15 protein-coding genes and 1 riboswitch are annotated in these 16261 nt (G+C 36.0%); of the genes, 4 read left to right on the forward strand and 11 right to left on the reverse strand.

The genetic code is table 11. From position 1 onward, the window contains the following. The first annotated feature begins 141 nt into the window (after window positions 1-141). Window positions 142-241, forward strand: a riboswitch (TPP riboswitch). Window positions 242-330: 89 nt separating this feature from the next. Genes KA858_RS07285 through KA858_RS07295 form a run of 3 tightly spaced genes read left to right on the forward strand, consistent with a single transcriptional unit; the run spans window position 331 to window position 3124 of the window. Further along, complete coding sequence (locus KA858_RS07285) at window positions 331-906, forward strand: ECF transporter S component (RefSeq protein WP_053017839.1); 576 nt, start codon at window positions 331-333, stop codon at window positions 904-906. A 12-nt stretch (window positions 907-918) separates the two neighbouring features. Then, window positions 919-2322 carry an ABC transporter ATP-binding protein gene (locus tag KA858_RS07290; protein WP_210135341.1) on the forward strand — a complete coding sequence of 468 codons (1404 nt, stop codon included), beginning with the start codon at window positions 919-921 and terminating at the stop codon, window positions 2320-2322. Beyond that, window positions 2315-3124 carry an energy-coupling factor transporter transmembrane component T family protein gene (locus KA858_RS07295; RefSeq protein WP_011276155.1) on the forward strand — a complete coding sequence of 270 codons (810 nt, stop codon included), beginning with the start codon at window positions 2315-2317 and terminating at the stop codon, window positions 3122-3124. Before KA858_RS07290 ends, KA858_RS07295 begins: the two co-directional genes overlap by 8 nt. A 59-nt stretch (window positions 3125-3183) precedes the next feature. Here KA858_RS07295 and purD read toward each other — a convergent pair whose 3' ends face one another. The 11 genes from purD to purE are packed head-to-tail and all read right to left on the reverse strand — an operon-like array spanning window position 3184 to window position 14422. Next, window positions 3184-4425 (reverse strand): phosphoribosylamine--glycine ligase, encoded by a 1242-nt coding sequence (gene purD, locus KA858_RS07300; protein ID WP_210135349.1) that lies wholly within the window; start codon window positions 4423-4425, stop codon window positions 3184-3186. A 33-nt stretch (window positions 4426-4458) separates the two neighbouring features. Beyond that, window positions 4459-5937, reverse strand: coding sequence for a bifunctional phosphoribosylaminoimidazolecarboxamide formyltransferase/IMP cyclohydrolase (gene purH / locus KA858_RS07305; RefSeq protein WP_210135342.1), 1479 nt, complete (start codon window positions 5935-5937; stop codon window positions 4459-4461). 15 nt (window positions 5938-5952) lie between these two features. Beyond that, window positions 5953-6519: a phosphoribosylglycinamide formyltransferase gene (gene purN / locus KA858_RS07310; RefSeq protein ID WP_210135343.1), complete on the reverse strand. Its 567-nt coding sequence runs from the start codon at window positions 6517-6519 to the stop codon at window positions 5953-5955. Next, on the reverse strand, window positions 6519-7550 hold the full coding sequence (purM, locus tag KA858_RS07315) for a phosphoribosylformylglycinamidine cyclo-ligase (protein ID WP_210135344.1): 1032 nt from the start codon (window positions 7548-7550) through the stop codon (window positions 6519-6521). The genes purN and purM overlap by 1 nt, the downstream gene beginning before the upstream one ends. Next, on the reverse strand, window positions 7543-9027 hold the full coding sequence (gene purF / locus KA858_RS07320) for an amidophosphoribosyltransferase (protein WP_075108521.1): 1485 nt from the start codon (window positions 9025-9027) through the stop codon (window positions 7543-7545). The genes purM and purF overlap by 8 nt, the downstream gene beginning before the upstream one ends. Beyond that, complete coding sequence (purL, locus tag KA858_RS07325) at window positions 9006-11195, reverse strand: phosphoribosylformylglycinamidine synthase subunit PurL (protein ID WP_210135345.1); 2190 nt, start codon at window positions 11193-11195, stop codon at window positions 9006-9008. The genes purF and purL overlap by 22 nt, the downstream gene beginning before the upstream one ends. Beyond that, window positions 11188-11859: a phosphoribosylformylglycinamidine synthase subunit PurQ gene (purQ, locus tag KA858_RS07330; RefSeq protein ID WP_210135346.1), complete on the reverse strand. Its 672-nt coding sequence runs from the start codon at window positions 11857-11859 to the stop codon at window positions 11188-11190. Before purQ ends, purL begins: the two co-directional genes overlap by 8 nt. A gap of 1 nt (window position 11860) precedes the next feature. Further along, a complete protein-coding gene (gene purS / locus KA858_RS07335; RefSeq protein ID WP_033079949.1) occupies window positions 11861-12121 on the reverse strand; it encodes a phosphoribosylformylglycinamidine synthase subunit PurS in 261 nt (86 codons plus the stop codon). Further along, window positions 12121-12825, reverse strand: coding sequence for a phosphoribosylaminoimidazolesuccinocarboxamide synthase (purC, locus tag KA858_RS07340; RefSeq protein WP_210135347.1), 705 nt, complete (start codon window positions 12823-12825; stop codon window positions 12121-12123). Before purC ends, purS begins: the two co-directional genes overlap by 1 nt. A gap of 3 nt (window positions 12826-12828) precedes the next feature. Continuing rightward, a complete protein-coding gene (gene purK / locus KA858_RS07345; RefSeq protein ID WP_210135348.1) occupies window positions 12829-13953 on the reverse strand; it encodes a 5-(carboxyamino)imidazole ribonucleotide synthase in 1125 nt (374 codons plus the stop codon). Continuing rightward, window positions 13940-14422, reverse strand: coding sequence for a 5-(carboxyamino)imidazole ribonucleotide mutase (gene purE, locus KA858_RS07350; RefSeq protein ID WP_075108527.1), 483 nt, complete (start codon window positions 14420-14422; stop codon window positions 13940-13942). Before purE ends, purK begins: the two co-directional genes overlap by 14 nt. Before the next feature lie 211 nt (window positions 14423-14633). Here purE and folD point away from each other — a divergent pair, with 211 nt between their 5' ends. Further along, window positions 14634-15491 carry a bifunctional methylenetetrahydrofolate dehydrogenase/methenyltetrahydrofolate cyclohydrolase FolD gene (gene folD / locus KA858_RS07355; RefSeq protein ID WP_053029128.1) on the forward strand — a complete coding sequence of 286 codons (858 nt, stop codon included), beginning with the start codon at window positions 14634-14636 and terminating at the stop codon, window positions 15489-15491. Window positions 15492-16261 lie beyond the last annotated feature (770 nt).

A 16261-nucleotide genomic window follows, 5' to 3' on the forward strand; every position in this document is an offset into this window, starting at 1 on the left:
AAGCTAAGCAAGTTGGGGTTGCGACGAATTTAAAAGATTTCTGTCCTACTACCATCGATTTTTCTCTCATTTTATTTAATTTAATTAAAATCGCCTTGACATTAATTCATAAAAGTCATACATTTAAAATAAATTAAATATAAAACGCACTAGGGGTGTGTATGCTGAGATGAGGTTTTACCTCGAACCCTTTGAACCTGAACTAGTTAAAACTAGCGTAGGAAAGTGTTGCTAATATAAATAATTGTAGTAAATACATATAAAACTTTTTATTTAAATTCACGCACAACTTTCTACGGATGGTTGTGCGTTTTTTTAGGAGGAAATATCATGTCAAAAGGTTTAAAGCTTTCAGAAATCCTTGTAACTGTTCTGATTGCAGTAGTATTTGCGATTATTTATAACTTATGGTGGTTTGCGTATAACGTGGCGCAAGTTGCTGGTGTTCATATTGAACAATTAACATACGGCGTTTGGTTTATGGCAGCTATCGTCGCATATTTAATTATTCCTAAACCTGGTATTGCACTTATTGCAGAGTTTGCTGCAGGTGCTGGTGAAACAATTGTTATGGGTAAATTTGATATTCCTACAATTGTATATGCAATTCTTCAAGGTTTAGCTTGCGAAATTATTTTTGCTATTTTTAAATACAAATCTAGATCATTAATGGTTGCTGTATTAGCTGGATTAGCAACTGCATTAATTTCATTTCCAGTTGATTATTATTACGGTTATTTAGCTGAAGTCGCAGGATGGAATCTTCTTTTATTCATTATATTCCGTTCTATTAGCGGTATTGTCATTGCCGGCTTGTTATCTTATCTCATTGTTAAAGCATTAGATCAAACAGGTGTGACGAAATTATTCCGCCCTGCTTCTCAAAAAGACTACGACAACCTATAAGGGGAAATTAAAGTGTTAAAAGCGAAAAATTTACGTCTGAAATATCCGAATGGCGAACGTAAAATCTTCGATAATTTGAATATTGAAATTAAAGATAAAGAAAAAGTGCTTTTACTAGGTCCTTCAGGATCTGGTAAAAGCACATTACTTAATGTTTTAAGTGGCATTGTGCCAAATCTAATTGAGTTACCTATGAAATATGATGAACTTGAAATCGATCCACATTCTGGTGTCATCTTTCAAGATCCAGATACGCAGTTTTGTATGCCTAAAGTGTATGAAGAACTTGCTTTCGTTCTAGAAAATAAACAAGTACCACGCAATGAAATGGACGCACTTATAGAGAATGCTTTAGCATCGGTTGATTTAAATGTTACGGACAATACATTCGTCAATCATCTTAGTGGCGGTATGAAACAAAAGCTCGCTATTGTTGAAACTATTTTACAAGAAGCTAATACGCTTTTCTTAGATGAGCCTACTGCCATGTTAGATGTAGATGCTACAGCTGATTTGTGGCAACGACTTATTCAGTTATGGTCTGATCAAACTGTGCTTATTGTCGAACACAAAGTTGAACATATTTGGGAGCATGTCGATAGAGTCATCTTATTGAATTATGAAGGACAAATCATAGCAGATGGCACACCAGATTACATATTAAAAAACTGTGAGCATTTACTCACTGAATTTGGCGTTTGGCATCCTCATGCTTGGGATCATGCGCCAAAGCCGATTCCATTTCCATCTAATGCAGCTAAAACATTATTTACTTTTAAGAATGGTCAAGTTATTCGTGGTAAAAAACAATTATTCCAGACATCCGAATTAAATGTTCATTCTGGAGAATGGATTACGATAACTGGGAAAAATGGTACAGGTAAAACAACGCTGTTAGAATCAATGATGCAACTTATAAAATATGAAGGTACGATGGCTTATAAGAATACAATATTGAAGAAAATTAAAGATGCAGCCAAGCATATGTATCTCGTTTATCAAAACCCTGAATTACAATTTATAACAAATTCAGTTTATGAAGAAATATATATACATTATAATCATCAAGAACCTTCAATCGCTGAAAATGAAACGATGAAACTTTTAAAATTATTGCATTTAGAAGCTGTTAAAAACCAACATCCATTTGAATTATCTATGGGTCAGAAACGACGTCTTAGCGTAGCTACTGCACTAAGTTCAAAAGCCGATATCATCTTGCTAGATGAACCAACATTCGGACTGGATAGTCACAATACATTCCAATTGATTGAACTTTTCCAGGAAAGTGTCTCAAGTGGTCAAACCATCATTATGGTTACACACGATCCGGAAATCATTCATCGCTATCCAACACGTCGTTTAATCGTCGAAGATAACCAACTCATTGAAGAGGAAGGTGAATCACATGTTTGAACGTTGGAAGAAACACTATTCCTTTGTAGATGACGTTAATATCATTACGAAACTTTTACTTGGTGTAGCGCTATTCATTTTCATTATATTTGTCCATAATTTTGATTATATGATTTACATTACCATTATTATGTTTTTATTTTTAATGGCATTTAATGGTACGCAGTTTAAAATTACCGGAGCCTTTATTTTAGCCACTGTGCTATTTGCGCTATTATCGTCATTATTTATGATCCTTTATGGCGATGGGACACATATGTTATTTAAATGGGGCATTATTCAAATTAGTACTGAAAGTATTGTACGTGGCTTGCATTTATCATTACGTACAATTACAGTGTCGATGTTTGGTATTTTATTGGCCCTCACATCCGAAATTGTCATGATTTTTTATAGCCTAATGCAACATTTAAAAGTAAAACCAAAAATTGCATATGCGTTTATGGCTGCGATTAGAATGGTCCCTCTCATTTTCACATCACTCATTCAATTGAGACGTTCGCTTAAAATGCGATATCAAATGATTGATGCTTCAAATTATAGAGGGCTTAAACGTCTGAAACATTTATTAATACCTATCTTAAGCCAAAATATCCGTCGTGCGCATCAACTGTCTGTTGCGATGGAATCTAAAGGCTTCAAAGATGGTCCAAGAACATATTATTATAAAGCACCGTTTTCTTATAAAGATATTTTATTTGTAATTTGCGTTGTGGCCATATTAATCATCGCATTTTATCTTTCACAATACTTCCCTATCACTGGGATTACTGATGCTCGTGTATCAGGTTATACCTCATAAAAAATACGGAGTGGGACAGAATTCTTTTGAATTTGTCGTCCCACTCCTATTATTTACATTTACTTATTTAATGCCTTATTTCCAATATCATGACGATAAAATAGGTTATCACTCTTAATTTTTTCTACATTGTTATAAGCTACTTTCTGTGCATCTTCAATTGTTGCACCTTTTCCAAGAGCTAATATCACTCTGCCTCCTGAAGTAACAAAAGCATCATCTTCTTTACGTAAACCACTTACGAAATAAGTATCATTCAATTCAAACCCAGTTACTTTAGCACCTTTAGCGTAACTTCCTGGATAACCCTTAGAGGCTAACATAACGCCCACGACATAGTTATCTTGCCATTGGAATCGAATTGGTTCTTTGCGATCTAAAGCAACGATTTGAGCCATTAAATCACTCTCTAATCGACTTAACAATACTTGTGCCTCTGGGTCTCCAAAGCGTGCATTAAATTCAATCACTTTGGGTCCTTCAGATGTTAAAATCGCACCAATATAAAGTAATCCAAAGTAATCATAACCTTCTGCTTTCATCGCTTTCGCAATGGGTTGTGCAATTTCTTTATTCGTACGTGTTAAGACATCGTCAGTAATATGAGGCACTGGACAATATGCACCCATGCCACCAGTGTTAGGTCCTTCATCATGATCAAAGGCACGTTTATGGTCTTGCGCAATACAATCAAACGGAACTGCATATTCACCATTAATAAAGGTCATTAAAGAGAATTCTTCACCCTCTAAAAATTGTTCAAATACCACTTTACCCTGCTCTTCCGGATATAGTGTTTCAACCGCTTCTTTCGCCGCTTCACGTGTATCAGCGATAATAACTCCTTTACCAGCTGCTAAGCCATCTTTCTTAGCTACGATAGGTAAATCACAATGTTTTATATAGTCGAGTGCTTCAGTTTTAGAATTCACTTCTTTATAATCCGCAGTTGGAATATTATATTTTTTCATTAATTGTTTAGCAAATAGTTTAGAGCCTTCTATTTGAGCCGCGTCCTTATTTGGACCAAATACCTTTACATTAGCTTGTCGTAATTGATCTGGTAATCCATCAATTAATGGTTGTTCCGGTCCTACAATTACCCATTCAATATTCTTTTCTTGAACAAAGTTTAAGATGGCTTCATGATCACTTTCTGCAATGTCAGTATGCACTTCTGCAACATTAACCATAGCGTCATTACCTGGAATTGCGTGTAATTGATCAATTAATGGTGATTGACGCAATTTATTAGCTAAAGCGTGTTCGCGGCCACCCGCTCCGATAACTAAAACATTCATCATTATTACCCCTTCCATTATTTAAATGACAAATTAATGCTTGAAGTGACGCATACCAGTTGTCACCATAGCAATGCCATATTTATTTGCCATATCAATCGAATCTTGATCTTTAATTGAACCACCCGGTTGAATAATAGCTTTAATACCATGCTGTGCAGCCAATTCAACGGTATCATCCATTGGGAAGAAACCATCTGAAACTAGGGCAACATTGTCATTGATTTCTATTGCACGCTCTAAGGCAATTTTTGCAGAGCCAACACGATTCATTTGACCTGCACCAATCCCTACCGTTTGTTTCGTATTACTCAAGATGACAGCATTACTTTTTACAGATGGGATTACTTTCCAACCTAATAGCATCGCATCCCACTGATCGTCAGTAGGTGCCTTGTCAGTTACAACTTTCATATCTTCTTTAGCAACTTCAAAGTTATCTTTGTCTTGGACTAAATAGCCACCAGATACAGAAACAAATTCTTCTTCACGATTATCAATCGTCATATCAATTTCAAGCAAACGGATATTTTTCTTTTGCGCTAGAATATCTAAAGCTTCATCTGTAAATCGTGGCGCGATGACCACCTCTAAGAATATCGCATGCAACGTTTCTGCTAATTCAGCAGTCACTGTTCTATTTAATGCGATAATGCCACCAAAAATAGATTGGTTATCTGCATCATAAGCATGTTTGAACGCAATTTCAATATTGTCGCCAATACCTACACCACAAGGGTTCATATGTTTAACGGCAACAGCAGCTGGTTCACTAAACTTCTTCACAAGTGAAAGTGCTGAATCCGCATCTTTAATATTATTAAAGCTTAATGCTTTACCATGTAATTGTTTAGCACCTGCAATAGTATGTTTACTATTCGAAGTACGAACAAAGCGTGCTGATTGTTGAGGATTCTCTCCATATCTTAATTGTTCGCTATCTCCTTTAAAGAAGCTTACAATAGCATGATCATATTCATTTGTATGTGTAAATACTTTTATCATTAATGCTTTACGGTACGCTTCATCTAGTCGATCTTCTTTTATACGTTCGATGACTTCATTATAATCAGATGGGTGTACAATTGTCGTTACATGCTTAAAGTTTTTAGCTGCAGCACGTAGCATCGTAGGTCCGCCAATATCAATGTTTTCAATTGCTTCTGCTTCAGTCACATCAGGATTTTCAACCGTTTTTTGAAAAGGATATAAATTCACTACCACCATATCGATTAAATCAATATGTTGTTCCGATAATTGTTCTAAATGTTCAGGTTTATCTCTATCCGCTAAAATACCACCATGTACCGCTGGGTGTAATGTTTTAACACGGCCATCCATAATTTCGGGAAATTGTGTTAACTCTGAAACAGATTTCACTGGTACAGAAGCATCTTCTAAAGCACCTTTAGTTCCTCCAGTTGAATAAAGTTCATAATCTAATTTGATTAACGATTTAGCAAATTCCACTATTCCACTTTTGTTTGAGACACTTAAAATTGCTTTTTTCATGATTAGCTTAACTCCTTATTTAATAACTTTAGCTATAACACTTGGATAAAGTTCGTATTCCAATTGTTTAACACGTTCTTCCAATTCTTCTTTAGTATCGTCCGATTTAATATCACATTGTCTTTGATCAATAATTTCTCCCGTATCCATGCCACTATCTACATAATGAACCGTTGAACCAGTAATCTTATCACCGCTATTAAATGCTTGTCCTATAGCATCTTTCCCCTTATATTTCGGTAACAATGATGGATGGATATTTAAAATTTTACCTTCGTATGCTTCTAATAAGTCAGGACCAATTAATCGCATATAGCCAGCAAGGATAATCCATTCTACTTCTTCGCGTTGTAACAACTTAATTACGTGTTGTTCATAGGCTGCTTTTGATTCGAAAGCTTTAGGTTCATTAATATTGACAGCTACTTTTAATTGTTCAGCACGTTTGACGCAGTATGCATCGTGATGATCAGTATATAAAGATGTAATTTCTATATTGTTGAGTTCCCCTTTATCTGCGCATAATACAATATTTTCGAAATTACTACCTGAACCAGATGCAAATATTGCTACTTTAACCACTACTCTACCCCCTCAAGATGAATAGGCGTGTCTTTGTCTTCAATAATTTCACCTATTTCGAAAGCAGATATCCCCTCTTGTTTTAAAATATCAAGTGTTTGCGCAACATCTTTTTTATCGATTATGACAGTGAAACCAATCCCCATATTAAAGACATTGTACATTTCTTTAGTATCTATATTGGCTTGTTGTTGTAGCCAATTAAATACGTTTGGTGTTGGAAATGCTTGTGTATCAATGTTAGCTGCTAAACCTTCTGGTAAACCACGTGGAATATTCTCATAAAAACCACCACCAGTAATATGATTCATTCCTTTAATTTGAACAGCTTTTTTTAGAGCAAGAATAGGTTTTACATATAGTTGCGTTGGTGCTAGAAACGTTTCTAAGTACGAACGACCATCAAAGTCATCATTTAAATCAATCCCTGATTCTTTAATTAATTTACGCACCAAACTATAACCATTAGAGTGAATCCCATTTGAAGCTAAACCAATAATGGCTTGTCCAGCTTCAATCGCTGAGCCATCAATGTATGCGTCTTTCTCAACTGCACCCACAGCAAACCCAGCAAGATCGTACTCACCTTCGTGGTACATCTCACCCATTTCTGCCGTTTCACCACCAATAAGCGCAGTATTTGTTTCTTCACAACCATCACTGACGCCTTTTACGATTTGTTCAATCACTTCTGGGACAACTTTATTTGTTGCAATATAATCTAAAAAGTATAGTGGTTCCGCACCCGTAGTTAAAATATCATTTACGCACATTGCAACCGCATCTATACCGATTGTGTCATGTTTGTCATGATCAATAGCCAATTTCAATTTAGTCCCTACACCATCTGTGCCAGAAACTAAGACGGGTGCTTTCATATTTACTTGCGATAAATCAAAAGTAGCACCAAATCCACCTAAACCACCTAATACTTCTTTACGCATCGTACGTTTCACATGACTGGACATTCTCTCAACTGCTTCATAACCTGCATGAATATCAACACCTGATTGTTCGTATGCTTTAGACATGAATATTACCCTCTCTATCAAAGTAGTGTTTATGATTATTGATATAATCTTGTTGACGTTGACTTAAGTTCTTATAATATTTCTCTTCATAATCAAACAGTCCTGCTGGATAGTCACCTGTAAAGCTCTCTACACATAATCCGCTATATGGTGCATCATAATTCAACCCAATTGACTCGATTAAACCGTCTACACTTAAATAAGATAGCGAGTCTGCACCGATATAATCACAAATTTCTTCAGGTGACTTGCTTGCTGAAATAAGTTCGGCAGTCGTTGAAACATCAATTCCGTAAAAACTAGGAAACATAAATTCTGGTGAAGCAATTCTGACATGCACTTCTTTAGCTCCAGAATCTTTTAACATTCTGACAATACGCTTGCTCGTCGTGCCACGTACAATTGAATCGTCAACTAAGACAATGCGCTTTCCTTCTACGATATCTTTCACTGCTGATAATTTAACGCGAACACCTTGTTCCCTTAACTCTTGTGTCGGTTGAATAAATGTGCGAGCAACATATTGATTTTTTACTAAGCCCATTTCATAAGGTAAATGACTTTCTTCAGCATAGCCACTTGCCGCTGATAATGAGGAGTTGGGTACACCGATAACCATATCTGCATCTGCAGGGCTTTCTTGTGCTAATTTCTTTCCAGATGCTTTACGTACTGCGTGGACATTTTTACCCGCGATGGTTGAATCAGGTCGTGCAAAATAAATGTATTCCATCGCTGATATAGCTGTATTCGTATGGCTTGTATATGATTTAACCTCAATACCTTCATCGTTAATTACAACGTATTCTCCAGCATGGATGTCTTGCACATATTCTGCACCTAATACATCAATGGCACATGTTTCACTAGCTAAGATGTACGTACCGTCTTGCATTTTGCCAACGACTAACGGACGAATCGCATTAGGGTCAACAGCGCCATATAATGCATCTTTAGTAAGAATTGCAAAGGTGAAGCCACCTTTAATTTGGCGTAAACTTTCTTTTAATGCTTCTTCAAAAGTGGGTGCCTTACTTCTACGTATTAAATGCATAATCACTTCAGTGTCGGATGATGAATGGAATATCGCACCATGTTTTTCCAAATATTGACGCAATGTCTGTGCATTAATTAAATTACCGTTATGGCAAATCGCAACACTCATATCGTAAAAGTGATACAAGAATGGTTGTATATTTTCAATACCTTTATTACCTGAAGTCGCATAGCGAACATGGCCAATCGCGTTGTGACCATCTTTAAGTTGATCCATTTGGTCACCTTTAATTGCTTCTGTTAACAATCCAAGACCACGTTCACCTTTTAAAACTTCTCCATCTGATACAACGATACCTGCACCTTCTTGACCACGATGTTGCAAACTGTGAAGTCCCATATAAGTCAATTGAGCGGCTTCTGAATGATTCCAAATGCCGAATACACCACATTCCTCGTTTAATCCACTGTAGTTAAACATTGTGCAATTGCTCCTTCCCAACTTTCTTTAATTTCTGAGACTTTTTTAACAATCGAACTTTGAGCATTCGTTACCTTAAATTCATCAACATCTGTTAATTGACCAATTTCTATAGCATCGTCAATATTTAAAGCCTGACCTTCTTTAACAGCAATGATATATCGACCTTGCGTTTCACTAAACAATTGTGCATCTGTAAGATTAACTGAAGCTTCTAACCCTAAACTGTAGTGCGCACTTAAGCGTGCTAAAGTGATTAATAAACCACCTTTACCTACTGTTTGTACGTGTGAAGCCACGCCATTTCGAATCGCATTTTTAACCGCTTCTCCTTTAGCAACTTCATCACTTAAATCAATCGCTTCAAATTCATGATTCACTTTACCGTACAATAATTTTTCAATTTGACTACCGCCAAAGTCATCTCTTGTTTCACCAACTAAATACAATTTATGGCCAGCTTCAGGGTGGAAGTCATTAAGGTAATCAATATCTTCAATTAATCCAACCATTCCTACGACAGGCGTTGGGAAAATGGATGTGCCACGTGTTTCGTTATAAAGAGAAACGTTACCTGAAACAACTGGTGTTTTTAATACTTCACACGCTTCTGACATGCCCTTCGTTGAATCAATCAATTGTTGATAGATTTCTTTCTTTTCTGGTGAACCATAGTTTAAGCAATCTGTCATAGCAAGTGGTGTAGCACCTACAGCAATTAAATTACGATACGCTTCTGCAACGACCATTTTTCCGCCCTCATACGGTTGGTTAAATACGTAACGTGCTTCACCGTCTATCGTAGATGCAATAGCTTTATTCGTACCTTCTACACGAACAACTGATGACTGTAGTCCAGGTTTAATAATCGTATTTGCACCAACTTGTTGATCATATTGTTCATATAAATAATGTTTTGAAGCAATTGTTGGGTGTTTTAAAAGTTTTTCAAAGACATCTTGAACACGGATTGAACTATAGTCATTTTTTGATGTGTTATATTCTTTTTCTTCACCCTCTAACACATAAACCGGTGCTTCATCTGCAAGAGATTGCACAGGGATATCTGCAAACAGTTCATCTTCATATTTAAGTACGAAGCAGTCAGTGTTCGTTACTTTACCAATTACTGCACTATCTAATTCGTGTTTTTCAAATAAATCTAAAAACTTTTGTTCAGTTCCTTTTTCAACTACCAATAACATTCTTTCTTGTGTTTCAGAAAGCATCATTTCGTAAGGTGAAATACCTGGTTCACGAGTCGGCACTTGATCTAAATACAATTCCAATCCGCTGCCACCTTTAGCTGCCATTTCTGATGAAGAAGACGTTAAGCCTGCAGCACCCATATCTTGAATGCCCACTAATTCATCAAATGTAATTGCTTCTAATGTTGCTTCCATAAGTTTTTTACCTACAAATGGGTCGCCAATTTGAACAGATGGACGTTTACTTTCACTTTCTTCAGTCAATTCTTCAGATGCAAAAGTAGCACCATGAATACCATCACGACCGGTTTTTAACCCTACATAAATAACTGAGTTACCTTCACCTTTCGCAGTCCCTTTTTGAATCATGTCATGATCAATCACACCGACACACATAGCATTGACTAACGGATTGCCATCATAACGATCATCAAATTCAATTTCTCCAGCAGTTGTTGGAATACCGATACAATTACCGTAACCGCCAATACCACGAACAACACCTTTAAGTAAACGTTGGTTTTGTTTCACTGACAATTCACCGAAACGCAAGCTATTTAATAAATTAATAGGTCTAGCTCCAATTGATACGATATCTCTAATGATGCCACCTACACCTGTTGCAGCACCTTGATAGGGCTCAATAGCAGATGGATGGTTATGTGATTCAACTTTGAACACAACTGCTTGGTTATCTCCAATATCTACTACACCTGCACCTTCGCCAGGTCCCATTAAGACATGTTCACCTGTTGTCGGAAATTGTTTTAAGAATGGTTTAGAATGCTTATAAGAGCAATGTTCACTCCACATAACTGAGAAGATGCCTACTTCTGTAAAGTTAGGTTCTCTCCCTAATATTTCACACACTTTGTTATATTCCGCGTCACTTAAGCCCATATCTTGATACAATTTTTCAAGCTTAATTTCTTCAATACTAGGTTCGATAAACTTAGACATTTTGTTCCCTCCAACTATTTACCATTGCTTCAAATAATTTCACACCACTATCAGTTCCAAGAATGGTTTCAAGCGCACGTTCTGGGTGCGGCATCATACCACAAACATTACCTGCTTTATTAACAATACCTGCAATATTTTCATGAGAGCCATTTGGATTATCTTCATAAGTTAAGATAATTTGATTATGCTCAATTAATTCATCATATATATCATCTGTACAGTAATAATGGCCTTCACCATGTGCAACCGGATAAACAACAATTTCATTCTCACCATATAAATTTGTAAAAGGTGTTTGATTATTGGCAATTTTTAGACTTTCATTTCTGCTAATAAATAAATGAGAATCATTATGAAGCAATGCGCCTGGTAATAAACCAATTTCTGTAAGAATTTGGAATCCATTACACACACCAAGAACCGGTTTACCTTCACTTGCTAGACGTTTCACTTCACTAATGATAGGTGCTACACTTGCCATTGCGCCTGAGCGTAAATAGTCACCAAAAGAAAAACCACCTGGAATTAGTACGCCATCGTAACTTTCCAATGATGTCTCACGATAGTCAACATATTCTGCTTCAGCACCTGTCTTAATCGCTGCATTGTACATGTCTCTATCACAATTAGATCCTGGGAATACGAGAACTGCAAATTTCATCTTATGCATTCTCCTTTTCATCAACGATTTTATAACTATATTCTTCAATTACAGTATTAGCGAATAACTTCTCACTTAAAGTAGTAACGATATTATCAACTGCTTCATCAGTTGCTTCATCAACCGTCATGTATAACACTTTACCTACTCGAATATCATTTACTTGTTTATAACCTAAATCATGTACAGCTCGATTTAATGCTTGCCCTTGCGTATCTAATACTTGTGGTTGTAATGTAATGTGAAGTTCAATCGTTTTCATTATTTTAGTTCCTCCAATTTATTTAAAAATGTTGTATATGTGTCAATAAGTGAACCTGTATCATTTCGATAGACATCTTTGTCAAAGTTAGTGTCAGAATGTTTATCCCAAATACGACATGTATCAGGAGAAATTTCATCAGCTAGTAAGATTTTACCGTCAGATGTCTTACCAAATTCGATTTTGAAATCCACCAATCTTAAATCCATTTGATTCATAAGTTCTATTAATACTTTATTGATATCTTTCGCCATCGTTTTCAATGTTTCAATTTCACTATCATTCGCAATGTTTAACAGTTTCACATGATCATCTGTAATTAAAGGGTCGTTCAAGTCATCATTTTTATAGAAAAATTCAACTAAAGGGGCTTCAAATTCATGACCTTTATTAAAACCTAAGCGTTTGGTAATTGAGCCTGTTGCAATGTTACGAACCACCACTTCTAATGGGATAATAGTCACTGCTTCGACTAATTGCTCCGTTTCTGAAAGTTGTTTAATAAAGTGACTTTTAATTCCATGTTGAGCTAAATAGTCGAATATTATAGCGGTAATTTGATTATTTAATCGGCCTTTACCTTCCATTTTGTCTTTTTTTGCACCATTACCAGCCGTAACTTCATCTTTATACTCAACTCTCAATTGACCTTCTTTGTCTGTTGAGAAAATTCTTTTCGCTTTCCCTTCATATAATAACGTCATTAACTATTCTCTCCCTTCAAACTGTTTGAGCATGTCTTTCTCAGTTCCATTTAAATCATTCGTCAAAATGGTCATATGTCCCATTTTACGGTCAGGCTTGCGTTCTGATTTGCCATAAATGTGCACATGCCATTCAGGATGACTTGAAAACTGTTCTTCTAATAAATCTAAGTCTCGTCCTAACAAATTCATCATGACTGCTGGTTTTAAGATTTCGATTTGTTCTGGCAGCTTTTGACCTGTAACAGCAAGAATATGCGTATCAAATTGTGAATAATCACAGGCTTCAATAGAATAATGTCCTGAATTGTGTGGACGCGGTGCGATCTCATTTACATACAAATGATTTGATTTATCGATAAAGAATTCAACTGTGAATGTACCTACAAAATGAACTTGATTAATAATCTTATTCACTTCATTTCTCGCTTCTTGATCCTTGTCAGTTCGTGCAGGCACAATGGTTTTAAACAAAATCTGATTACGATGTTCGTTCTCTTGTAGTGGGAAGTACGTAATTTGTTTGTGATTGCCAATGGTAACTGTTAACGAAACTTCAAGTGAAATATCAAGATATTGTTCTGCTACACACTCTTGATTCGTAATAAGTGCTCTAGCTTCTTGGAGAGCTGTTTCATCTTTAACTAAGACTTGTCCTTTGCCGTCATATCCACCAAATCGTGTTTTGACTATAAATGGATAGCCTAAGGTATGAATAGCATCATTTAAATCTTCTTCACTTTTTATAGATAAAAATGGAACAATTTTAGAACCAGCTTGTTCTAATGTTTGTTTTTCAGTCAATCGGTCTTGCAATAATTGAATTGCTTGATAGCCTTGAGGAATATTGAATTGTTGCGTTAAGCGATTAAGTTGCTCAGCAGAAATATTTTCAAACTCATAAGTAATGACATCAGATTTTTTGCCAAGTTCATGTAACGCTTTTTCATCATCATAAGCAGCAGTGATAAATTCGTGAGCAACAGGTTTACATGGACTGTCAGGGTTAGGATCTAAACAAATGACTTTGAAACCCATTTTCTGTGCTGATTGAGCCATCATTTTACCTAATTGACCACCACCAATAATGCCAATAGTGTCACCGAACTTTAATTTATTGAAGTTCATTTTGCATTTCACCAACTTTATCTACTAGACTTTGCTCATATTGTTCTAAATGATGACGAACTGTTTCGTTGCCAATACTTAATATTCTTGCAGCCAATATGCCAGCATTTTTAGCACCTGACGTTCCAATTGCAGTTGTAGCTACTGGAATACCACCAGGCATTTGAACAATTGATAATAATGAATCCAGACCTTTTAAACTTTTCGATTCGATTGGTACACCTATCACAGGTAATGTTGTCATTGATGCAACCATTCCCGGTAAATGCGCTGCGCCACCTGCTCCAGCAATAATGACATCATAGCCATTTTTCTGTGCTTGACTGGCAAATTCATACATTAATTTTGGCGTACGATGTGCCGAAACCACTTTCTTATCGTACGGTATTTCGAATTCGTCTAACATCGCACAACTTTCTTGCATAATCTTCCAATCTGAAGAACTACCCATAATTACCGCTACTTTCACGTTGTACACCCTTTCAAAAGTTTGAAATTTAGATACGATTAGTTGTATATTACAGATATAGCATAACAATCATGCGATGCTTTTTCAATTAAAAATCGAACTTTAACTTAATTTTTATCTTTAATTTACGTCTTTTGGCTATTAATTGACGAGAATACAGTTTTAAAGTTAAGGTATAGTTATGATCAAAACAAACAAGGAGGAATTTTTTGTGGTTGCAAAAATTTTAGATGGGAAACAAATTTCTAAGGACTATAGACAAGGTTTACAAAATCAAGTCGAAGCATTAAAAGAAAAAGGTTATACACCAAAATTATCAGTTATCTTAGTTGGTAATGATGGTGCAAGTCAAAGCTATGTAAACTCTAAAAAGAAAGCTGCTGAAAAAATCGGCATGATTTCTGAAATTGTTCATTTAGAGGAAGATACTTCTGAAGAGGATGTATTAAAAGAATTAGATCGTTTAAACAATGATGATTCAGTTAGCGGTATTCTAGTTCAAGTACCACTTCCTAAACAAGTAAGTGAACAAAAAATCTTAGAAGCGATTAATCCTGAAAAAGACGTTGATGGCTTCCACCCTTCAAATATCGGTAAATTATATATTGATGAGCAAACTTTTGTTCCATGTACACCATTAGGTATTATGGAAATTCTTAAACATGCTGATATTGATTTAGAAGGTAAAAATGCGGTTGTAATTGGTCGTAGCCATATCGTTGGTCAACCAGTATCTAAATTATTATTACAAGCTAACGCTACTGTAACTATCTTACATTCACGTACTAAAGACATGCATAGTCATTTAAAAGACGCTGACGTTATTGTTAGTGCTGTAGGTCAACCAGGCTTAGTTACTAAAGATGATGTTAAAGAAGGCGCAGTTATTGTTGATGTTGGTAATACGCCTGATGAAAATGGTAAATTAAAAGGTGACGTAGAATTTGAAGAAGTTAAAGAAATTGCTGGAGCTATCACACCAGTTCCAGGTGGTGTTGGCCCATTAACAATCACTATGGTGCTTAACAACACACTATTAGCTGAAAAAATGCGTCGTGGCATTGAATAAGAAGGCTTCACTTTGATTTAAGTCTTATGTTATTAGAATAATTAAATTGAAATGGCTAGGACATCATTCCTAGTGAAATAGCCAGTAAATGCATTTTAACAAATGCATTTACTGGCTTATTTATGTACAATATGGAGTATTGTTGGCTTGCTTGCCCAACGTGCTTTGCTTGTAGAAACGGATTAACTCAGTTTCTCTGTGTTGGGGCCCTTCTTATGGGACAGCTTCAGCCTGTAGTCCTTTAAAGAAATGCTTAGATGAACATTTACTCATTCTGTTGTGATGCTTGCCTAGGGGTGGCTTGTAAAGAAATTCTTAGATGAATATTTACTCAATTTGTTGCGACGCTTTCTTGCGGGAAAGGCTCTAAAGTAGTTCTTTGATTTTAATCATTAGAACTACTTGAGTCTGGGACATAATAATATAATAATACTATTTAGCAAATTCGCAGTAGCTGACTGAACTGAGAAGGCGCTTAAATCAAGCTTTCTCAGTTCTAGTCATCCTTGTGGGGGTGGGCGGGGCCACAACACAAAAAATCACGAAAGTGATTTTACAAGCTAAGCAAGTTGGGGTTACGACGAATTCAAAAGAATTCTGTCCCGCTCCCTCCTCAACCCTAGCTTGCTTTGTTTGTAGATTTTCTTGTTGAAAATCTCTTTGCTGGGGCCCCGCGCGCAAAAATATTCGTCATTCATCTCTAGAATTTCTTACTTAAGTGCTTTAGCACTTAAGTTCAATAAAACTCCTGCTCCCTCAGGCGTCGCTCA

The sequence above is a fragment of the Staphylococcus sp. GDX8P80P genome, assembly GCF_017893095.1.
GTDB classification, from domain to species: Bacteria; Bacillota; Bacilli; order Staphylococcales; family Staphylococcaceae; genus Staphylococcus; species Staphylococcus borealis.

What these genes read in the sequence shown, in the direction of transcription:
- KA858_RS07285 (WP_053017839.1), top strand. Translation starts at nt 331, where the DNA reads ATGTCAAAAGGTTTAAAGCTTTCAGAAATCCTTGTAACTGTTCTGATT.
- KA858_RS07295 (WP_011276155.1), top strand. Translation starts at nt 2,315, where the DNA reads ATGTTTGAACGTTGGAAGAAACACTATTCCTTTGTAGATGACGTTAAT.
- purD (WP_210135349.1), bottom strand. Translation starts at nt 4,425, where the DNA reads ATGAATGTTTTAGTTATCGGAGCGGGTGGCCGCGAACACGCTTTAGCT.
- purH (WP_210135342.1), bottom strand. Translation starts at nt 5,937, where the DNA reads ATGAAAAAAGCAATTTTAAGTGTCTCAAACAAAAGTGGAATAGTGGAA.
- purM (WP_210135344.1), bottom strand. Translation starts at nt 7,550, where the DNA reads ATGTCTAAAGCATACGAACAATCAGGTGTTGATATTCATGCAGGTTAT.
- purF (WP_075108521.1), bottom strand. Translation starts at nt 9,027, where the DNA reads ATGTTTAACTACAGTGGATTAAACGAGGAATGTGGTGTATTCGGCATT.
- purL (WP_210135345.1), bottom strand. Translation starts at nt 11,195, where the DNA reads ATGTCTAAGTTTATCGAACCTAGTATTGAAGAAATTAAGCTTGAAAAA.
- purQ (WP_210135346.1), bottom strand. Translation starts at nt 11,859, where the DNA reads ATGAAATTTGCAGTTCTCGTATTCCCAGGATCTAATTGTGATAGAGAC.
- purS (WP_033079949.1), bottom strand. Translation starts at nt 12,121, where the DNA reads ATGAAAACGATTGAACTTCACATTACATTACAACCACAAGTATTAGAT.
- purC (WP_210135347.1), bottom strand. Translation starts at nt 12,825, where the DNA reads ATGACGTTATTATATGAAGGGAAAGCGAAAAGAATTTTCTCAACAGAC.
- purK (WP_210135348.1), bottom strand. Translation starts at nt 13,953, where the DNA reads ATGAACTTCAATAAATTAAAGTTCGGTGACACTATTGGCATTATTGGT.